A 7785-nucleotide genomic window follows, 5' to 3' on the forward strand; every position below is an offset into this window, starting at 1 on the left:
TTGAGTCTTTGCGGGGCGAGATCAGGCCTTTTTCTTACTCTGGGAAAGCTGCTCCCGTGCGCCGGAGTGAGTAGCAGAAGGTGCCTTGCTTTCGCTGCGAATCTGCGCATGACTGATCAACGCAAAGATAAAGCTGCCACCGATGATATTGCCGGCCAGTGTGGGGCCGGCAAACACCAGCCAGAAATCCTTCCACGGCAACTCGCCGGCAAACACCAGGTACGACACTTCCGCCGAACCCACCACGATATGGGTGAAATCCCCCAGGGCCATCAGGTAGGTGATCAGAATGATGATCCACATCTTGGCGCTTTCCATCGACGGGATCATCCACACCATGGTGGCGATCATCCAGCCGGAGACGATGCCCTTGGCGAACATCTGGCTGGCGTCGTTTTCCATGATCTTGCGCCCGATTTCGAGGAAGGCCAGGTCGGTCTTGGTGTCGAAGATCGGCAGATGCAGCATCACATACGCCACCAACAGCGTGCCGCAGAGGTTGCCCACCAGCACCACCGACCACAGCCGCAACAGGCGCCCGGCATTTGCCAGGGTTGGCTTGCTCATCACCGGCAGCACGGCGGTCAGGGTGTTTTCGGTGAACAGTTGCTGGCGCGCCAGGATCACCGCGAGAAAGCCTGCGCAGTAGCCGAAGCTGGCGATCACCTTGAAGGCCTCTCCGTCCGGAAGGCGTGAATTGAGCAGCCCCATGGCCATCAATGACAGGCCCATGGTCAGGCCGGCTGCCAATGCCGACCACCACAAGGCGGCGACGCTGCGCTCCAACTCCTGATCGCCCTGGGTGCGGATAATTTCATGCAGCACCGCCGCGCGGGGCGGCTGGTTCTTGTCGACGTCCTGCTGCTCTTCCTGGGACAGGTTCGGGGTCTTGCCGTCTTCTTGCGTGGCCATGGTGGTACCTGAACGGGGGGCGATGTTCAGGTACGACCTATGGTTGATCAAGAGCGTTCACTGGCCCGGCGCAGGTTTACTCGCGGATGCCATCTTCCTGGAACTGGTCCTTGACGTACTTGATCTCGGTGCGCCCATGAGGTGCGGGCAAACCGTCCTCGCCAAGGTTGACGAAGACCATTTTTTCCACGGTGAGGATGCTTTTGCGGGTGATCTTGTTGCGCACTTCACAGGTCAGGGTGATGGAGGTGCGGCCAAACTCGGTAGCAGTGATCCCGAGTTCGATGATGTCGCCCTGGCGCGAGGCGCTGACAAAGTTGATTTCGGAGATGTACTTGGTCACCACGCGCTGGTTGCCCAGTTGGACGATGGCGTAGATGGCCGCTTCTTCGTCGATCCAGCGCAGCAGGCTGCCACCGAACAGGGTGCCGTTGGGGTTGAGGTCTTCAGGTTTTACCCATTTGCGGGTGTGGAAGTTCATGGTCACTCCAAAGCGTCTTGCCGAATGATGGGCAACATCATGGCAGAGCCCGCCCCCAAGCTCTATGCGCCATTGCCTATCAACCCCATGTGCGATCTTCATATGGCCGACAGAAAGGCTTGGGAAGTGCCGCGTACACGGCTATAATCGCCCCGCTTCAAAACGGTCATCTTCAGTTGATACCGTTTCTCCCGCCACCTGTCCGAGGGGCGCTGCAGCAGGTTCAACCTGTCAGGCTCGGATGGGGCGTTGTCCGGCCTGGTTGCCCTGGCCTGATACTAAACGCACAACGGCGCCCATTCGCACACTACGAATGGAGGCTCTTCATGAGCGCTGTAATTACGCCTGCAGATTTCAACGACTACAAAGTCGCCGACATGTCCCTCGCCGCCTGGGGCCGTCGCGAAACCTTTATCGCCGAATCCGAAATGCCAGCCTTGATGGGCCTGCGTCGCAAGTACGCCGCCGAGCAACCGCTCAAAGGCGCGAAGATCCTCGGCTGCATCCACATGACCATCCAGACTGCCGTGCTGATCGAAACCCTGGTTGCCCTGGGTGCCGAAGTGCGTTGGTCGTCCTGCAACATCTTCTCGACGCAAGACCAGGCCGCTGCCGCCATCGCCGCTGCCGGTATCCCGGTATTCGCCTGGAAAGGCGAGACCGAAGAAGAGTACGAGTGGTGCCTGGAGCAAACCATCCTTAAAGATGGCGCGCCTTGGGATGCCAACATGATCCTCGACGACGGCGGCGACCTGACCGAGCTGCTGCACAAGAAGTACCCACAGATCCTCGACCGCGTCCACGGCGTGACCGAAGAAACCACCACCGGCGTGCACCGCCTGCTGGACATGCTGGCCAAGGGCGAGCTGAAAATCCCGGCCATCAACGTCAACGACTCGGTGACCAAGAGCAAGAACGACAACAAGTACGGCTGCCGTCACAGCCTGAACGATGCCATCAAGCGCGGCACCGACCACCTGCTGTCGGGCAAGCAAGCCCTGGTGATCGGCTACGGCGACGTGGGCAAGGGTTCTTCCCAATCCCTGCGCCAGGAAGGCATGATCGTCAAAGTCTCCGAAGTCGACCCGATCTGCGCCATGCAAGCCTGCATGGACGGTTTCGAAGTGGTTTCGCCGTTCATCGATGGCGTCAATGACGGCACCGAAGCCAGCATCGACAAGGCCCTGCTGGGCAAGATCGACCTGATCGTGACCACCACCGGTAACGTCAACGTCTGCGATGCCAACATGCTCAAGGCCCTGAAGAAGCGCGCCGTGGTGTGCAACATCGGTCACTTCGACAACGAGATCGACACCGCTTTCATGCGCAAGAACTGGGCGTGGGAAGAAGTGAAGCCGCAGGTACACAAGGTTCACCGTACCGGCGCTGGCGCTTTCGACCCACAGAACGACGACTACCTGATCCTGCTGGCCGAAGGCCGCCTGGTTAACCTGGGCAACGCCACCGGCCACCCAAGCCGCATCATGGACGGCTCGTTCGCCAACCAGGTACTGGCCCAGATCTTCCTGTTCGGCCAGAAATACGCCGACCTGTCGCCAGCCCAGAAAGCCGAGCGCCTGACCGTGGAAGTACTGCCGAAGAAACTCGACGAAGAAGTGGCCCTGGAAATGGTCCGCGGCTTCGGTGGCGTGGTAACTCAGCTGACCAAGACCCAGGCCGACTACATCGGCGTGACCGTCGAAGGTCCGTTCAAGCCGCACGCTTACCGCTACTAAGTAATCAGCCCAACCTGCTCTACCTGTGGGAGCGAGCTTGCTCGCGAAAAACTCAAGGACACCGCGTACATCCTGTTTCTACGCGTTATCGTTGACGTTCTTCGCGAGCAAGCTCGCTCCTACAGTGCAGATGGGTTGCACAGTCGGCTTCTGAGTTTCAAAGGGTATGACCATGTCCCAAGACCGTCGCTACAGCTTCGAGTTCTTCCCCACCAAGACCGATGCTGGGCATGAAAAACTGATGGCGACTGCCAAGCAGTTGGCCAGCTACAACCCCGACTTCTTCTCCTGCACCTACGGCGCCGGCGGCTCGACCCGCGATCGTACGATCAACACCGTGTTGCAGCTTGAAAGCGAAGTCAAAATTCCCGCCGCTCCGCATTTGTCCTGCGTGGGCGACAGCAAGGCCGACCTGCGCGGCCTGCTGACCCAATACAAGGCCGCCGGCATCAAGCGCATCGTTGCCCTGCGTGGCGACTTGCCGTCCGGCATGGGCATGGCCAGCGGTGAGCTGCGCTACGCCAATGACCTGGTGAGCTTCATTCGCGAAGAAAGCGGCGATCACTTCCATATCGAAGTGGCGGCTTACCCGGAGATGCACCCCCAGGCGCGTAATTTCGAAGACGATCTGCAGAACTTCGTGCGCAAGGCCAACGCCGGCGCCAATAGTGCGATCACCCAGTACTTCTTCAACGCCGACAGCTATTTCTACTTCGTCGAGCGTGTACGCGCCATGGGCGTGAACATCCCGATCGTGCCGGGCATCATGCCGATCACCAACTACAGCAAGCTGGCGCGCTTCTCCGACGCCTGCGGTGCTGAAATCCCACGTTGGGTGCGCAAGCAACTGGAAGCCTATGGCGACGACGTCAAGAGCATCCAGGCGTTCGGCGAACAGGTGATCAGCAATATGTGTGAAGAATTGTTGCAAGGTGGCGCGCCAGGCCTGCACTTCTATACCCTGAACCAGGCTGAACCAAGCCTCGCGATCTGGAACAACCTTAAACTGCCACGCTAGGCCGGTTTAATCGCTGTACCCAGCCCTCGTTATCACGGGGGCTTTTTTCGTCTACATACCCCCTGGAAAGGAAGCCTGCAGTACATGAATACAGCGTCCCCGACTCCCCGCCCGCAACTGGTGTACCTGGTATTCGGCGCCGAGACCTATCATCAGGAAGCCGTATTCAGCATCGCCAGTGCCCTGGCCCACCTGGGCGGCCCCCAGGACATGCCATTGGACATCCAGGTGTTCAGCGACAATCCGGCCCCCTATCGCGGCTTGCCGGTGCAGGTTCACACCCTGGACGACGCCACGCGCAAACGCTGGAGCGAGCCCCACGGCTACCATTTCCGCACCAAGCACGTGCTGTTGCGCCAGGTGCTGGAAACAGCGGAACGGGCGCTGTTGATCGACACCGACACCTTTTTTCACGACTCGCCCATGGCGCTGTTCGAACGTGTCGCGCCCGACACCGTGCTGTGCAATGCCTTCCACGCCAAGTACGGCGACAACCGCGAAAGCGTGCTGTATGAAGCACTGGCCAGGCACCTTGCAGACAAAGGCCTGGCCGACGACGACATGTGGCTGCTCAACTCCGGCGTCATGGGCCTGACCCGGCAAGATGCGCACATCCTTGATCGCTCGATCGAGTTGATGGACGAGCTGTTCCCGATGGCCCACGGTGCCTACACCCTGGAAGAGTTCTGCCTGTCGGTGGCCGCTTACCGTACGCTCAATGTGCGCCAGTGCCCCGACCTGATCCACCACTACTGGAGCCGCAAGCAGTTGTTCCGGGCCAAGGTCAAGGCGTGGGTCACCAAGCACGCCGCAGACCCTATCTGCGCCAAAGCCCTGGCCGACACCCGCAATGTGTCTGCCCACCTGCCCCGCCCGCCCCGACTGCAACGCTTGATGTACAAGCTGATCACCCTGGCCTTGCCCAAACGCAAGCAGCAGTTCATCCGCGAAATCCTCTACGGCTGCTACGAGCACGAAAATGAATTCGACCAGGCCTGTGGCCCGATTTGGTGGGAAAAGGCCCTGCAGAATCAGGAGGAGCGGCAAAAAAGCCCGGTCGATGCGCACCAGCTCGAACATTGGTTCGCCAACCCAGTGGTGCGCCTGATTCTGGGCGAGCGACGTGCAGCCATCTATGAACACCTGATGACCTCACCGACAAAATAGCGTCGCCCGCAGATGGGTGTGCCAGCGCTTCTCTTTAGCGCACGGGCGTCGTAACCTCGGGGCATGCCCGTCATTCTGAAGCTGTTGACCGTTGCGCTTTTTACTTGCTTGAGCCTGGCCGCTTATGGCGAGAAATTGCGCATTGTCACCGAGCCCTGGGCGCCTTACGTGTATGAGGAACACGGCGCCATGCGCGGGCTGGACTACGAAACCACGGTGATCGTGTTCCAGCGCCTGGGGGTCGATGTGCAATGGCAGTTCCTGCCCTGGAAGCGCTGCCTGGCCATGCTCGATCAGGGCCATGCCGATGGCGCACTGGATATTTTCCACAGCCACGAACGCGACGCACTGCTGCTGTACCCCAGCGAACCGTTGTCGGAAGTGGAATTCGTGATGTTCTACGCCAACGCACACCCTCACCCGGTCCAAGGCCTCGACGAGCTGGACGGCCTCACTGTCGGCACGTCGCCAGGCTATCTGTACGGCGCGCCATTCAGCGACTCCACCCGGTTCAGCCGCGAGCCGGCCCCCAGCCACGAGGCCAACTTCGGTAAATTGCTGTTGGGACGCATCGACCTGCTGATCACCGACCGCCGGGTCGGCCAGCATGTGATCAAGGCCCTGGGCCTGGAAGGCAAGGTCAGCCAGGCCCCCGTCGTGGTCAGCCGCCAGCAGCAGTACCTCGCCGTACGCCGTGGCGCGGGGATGGACCTGCTGGTGCAACGCTTTGCCGCCGAACTCAAGCGTTTCAAACAGGAGCCGGCCTACGCCGTCTTAAGCGCCAAATATGGTGGAACCCAAGCCAAAACAGCGTCCGGACACACCGTTGAGCAGCAGGAAAGCGGCGCACAGTGATTGCTCTGTTATACTCCGGCCTTTCCGCCAGGCTTACGCCCGGCCGCTGAGGTCCTGAAAAAGGCACCCAACCCCGCTACTGCGCAGCTTTCAGCCCGCGCGAGCCGGTGGAGTGCCCGCCAGACGCAGCAGGACCGGACGGGATTGCGCTCCCCTAAGCGCCATTCGCGCCCGGCAAGATTATCCCTCTGGGCCAAGCCCTAACTAAAACAGGATTACTCATGTCCTTTGCTTCCCTCGGTCTCTCCGAGGCTTTAGTCCGCGCCATCGAGGCAGCGGGCTATACCGAGCCTACTCCGGTGCAACAGCGGGCTATTCCCGCCGTGTTGCAAGGTCGCGACCTGATGGTTGCGGCTCAGACAGGTACGGGTAAAACCGGCGGCTTCGCCCTCCCGATTCTGGAGCGGTTGTTCCCCAACGGTCATCCGGACAAATCCCAGCGTCACGGCCCGCGCCAACCGCGCGTACTGGTCCTGACCCCTACCCGCGAACTCGCCGCCCAGGTGCACGACAGCTTCAAGCTGTATGCCCGCGACCTGAAGTTCGTCAGCGCCTGCATCTTCGGCGGCGTCGGCATGAACCCACAGGTTCAGGCCATGTCCCGTGGTGTTGACGTGCTGGTGGCGTGCCCCGGTCGTTTGCTCGACCTGTGCGGCCAAGGCAGCGTTGATTTGTCCCACGTGGAAATCCTCGTGCTGGACGAAGCCGACCGCATGCTCGACATGGGCTTTGTCCATGACGTGAAGAAGGTCCTCGCCCGCCTGCCGGCCAAACGTCAGAACCTGCTGTTCTCGGCAACGTTCTCCAACGACATCACCGCCCTGGCCGGCAAGCTGCTGCACAACCCGGAACGCATCGAAGTCACGCCGCCGAACACCACGGTCGAGCGTATCGAGCAACGCGTATTCCGCCTGGCCGCCAGCCACAAGCGTTCATTGCTGGCGCACCTGATCACCGCCGGCGCCTGGGAACAGGTGCTGGTGTTCACCCGCACCAAACACGGCGCCAACCGCCTGGCCGAGTACCTGGACAAGCACGGCCTCACCGCCGTCGCCATCCACGGCAACAAGAGCCAGAACGCCCGCACCAAGGCCCTGGCCGACTTCAAGGCCGGTGAAGTGCGCATCCTGGTCGCCACCGATATCGCCGCCCGCGGCCTGGACATCGACCAGTTGCCACACGTGGTCAACTTCGAGCTGCCAAACGTCGACGAAGACTACGTGCACCGTATCGGCCGTACCGGCCGTGCCGGGCGTTCGGGTGAAGCCATTTCCCTGGTTGCCCCGGACGAAGAGAAACTGCTGAAAAGCATCGAACGCATGACCAAGCAGAAAATCGCCGATGGCGACCTGATGGGCTTCGATGCCAGCGCCGTTGAGGCCGAAAAGCCTGAAGTGCGCGAACGTCCGGACGTGCGTAACCCACGCAACCCACGCGGTCCGAAGGGCGATGGCCCGAACGGCGGCGGTGGTGGCGGTGGTCGTCGCGACAAGGGCAAGGACAAGGGCGGCAAGGAAAAAGCGCCAACAAACGGCCGTGGCGAACGCCCGGCCCGTGAGCAGAAGCCCCGTGAAGGCACCCCGGCGCGCGAACAGCGCCAGCCGAGCCAGCCCCCA

General features: G+C 61.1%; 7 protein-coding genes and 1 riboswitch. Of the genes, 5 read left to right on the top strand and 2 right to left on the bottom strand.

Annotated elements, in window-relative coordinates; all coding sequences use genetic code 11:
- Positions 1-21: 21 nt before the first annotated feature.
- Entirely contained in the window at positions 22-912 is an 891-nt protein-coding gene (locus BFQ01_RS12400; protein ID WP_065925500.1) for a formate/nitrite transporter family protein, read from the bottom strand.
- A gap of 76 nt (positions 913-988) precedes the next feature.
- Complete coding sequence (locus tag BFQ01_RS12405; protein WP_065925501.1) at positions 989-1393, bottom strand: acyl-CoA thioesterase; 405 nt, start codon at positions 1391-1393, stop codon at positions 989-991.
- 198 nt (positions 1394-1591) lie between these two features.
- Positions 1592-1698, top strand: a riboswitch (S-adenosyl-L-homocysteine riboswitch).
- A 21-nt stretch (positions 1699-1719) separates the two neighbouring features.
- Between BFQ01_RS12405 and ahcY the strand changes: the two genes are divergently transcribed.
- From ahcY to BFQ01_RS12430, 5 genes are all read left to right on the top strand, one after another.
- Positions 1720-3129, top strand: a complete 1410-nt coding sequence (ahcY, locus tag BFQ01_RS12410) for an adenosylhomocysteinase (RefSeq protein WP_053128057.1) — start codon at positions 1720-1722, stop codon at positions 3127-3129.
- Positions 3130-3301: 172 nt separating this feature from the next.
- Positions 3302-4147 carry a methylenetetrahydrofolate reductase [NAD(P)H] gene (metF, locus tag BFQ01_RS12415; RefSeq protein ID WP_065925508.1) on the top strand — a complete coding sequence of 282 codons (846 nt, stop codon included), beginning with the start codon at positions 3302-3304 and terminating at the stop codon, positions 4145-4147.
- An 84-nt stretch (positions 4148-4231) separates the two neighbouring features.
- Positions 4232-5314, top strand: a complete 1083-nt coding sequence (locus BFQ01_RS12420) for a hypothetical protein (protein ID WP_065925502.1) — start codon at positions 4232-4234, stop codon at positions 5312-5314.
- 63 nt (positions 5315-5377) lie between these two features.
- Entirely contained in the window at positions 5378-6169 is a 792-nt protein-coding gene (locus BFQ01_RS12425) for a substrate-binding periplasmic protein (RefSeq protein WP_065925503.1), read from the top strand.
- Positions 6170-6390: 221 nt separating this feature from the next.
- Positions 6391-7785 (top strand): DEAD/DEAH box helicase (locus BFQ01_RS12430; RefSeq protein WP_065925504.1); only part of this gene is annotated, 1395 nt, incomplete at its 3' end.

It is taken from the genome of Pseudomonas sp. 8 R 14, assembly GCF_900005955.1.
GTDB classification, from domain to species: domain Bacteria; phylum Pseudomonadota; class Gammaproteobacteria; order Pseudomonadales; family Pseudomonadaceae; genus Aquipseudomonas; species Aquipseudomonas marginalis.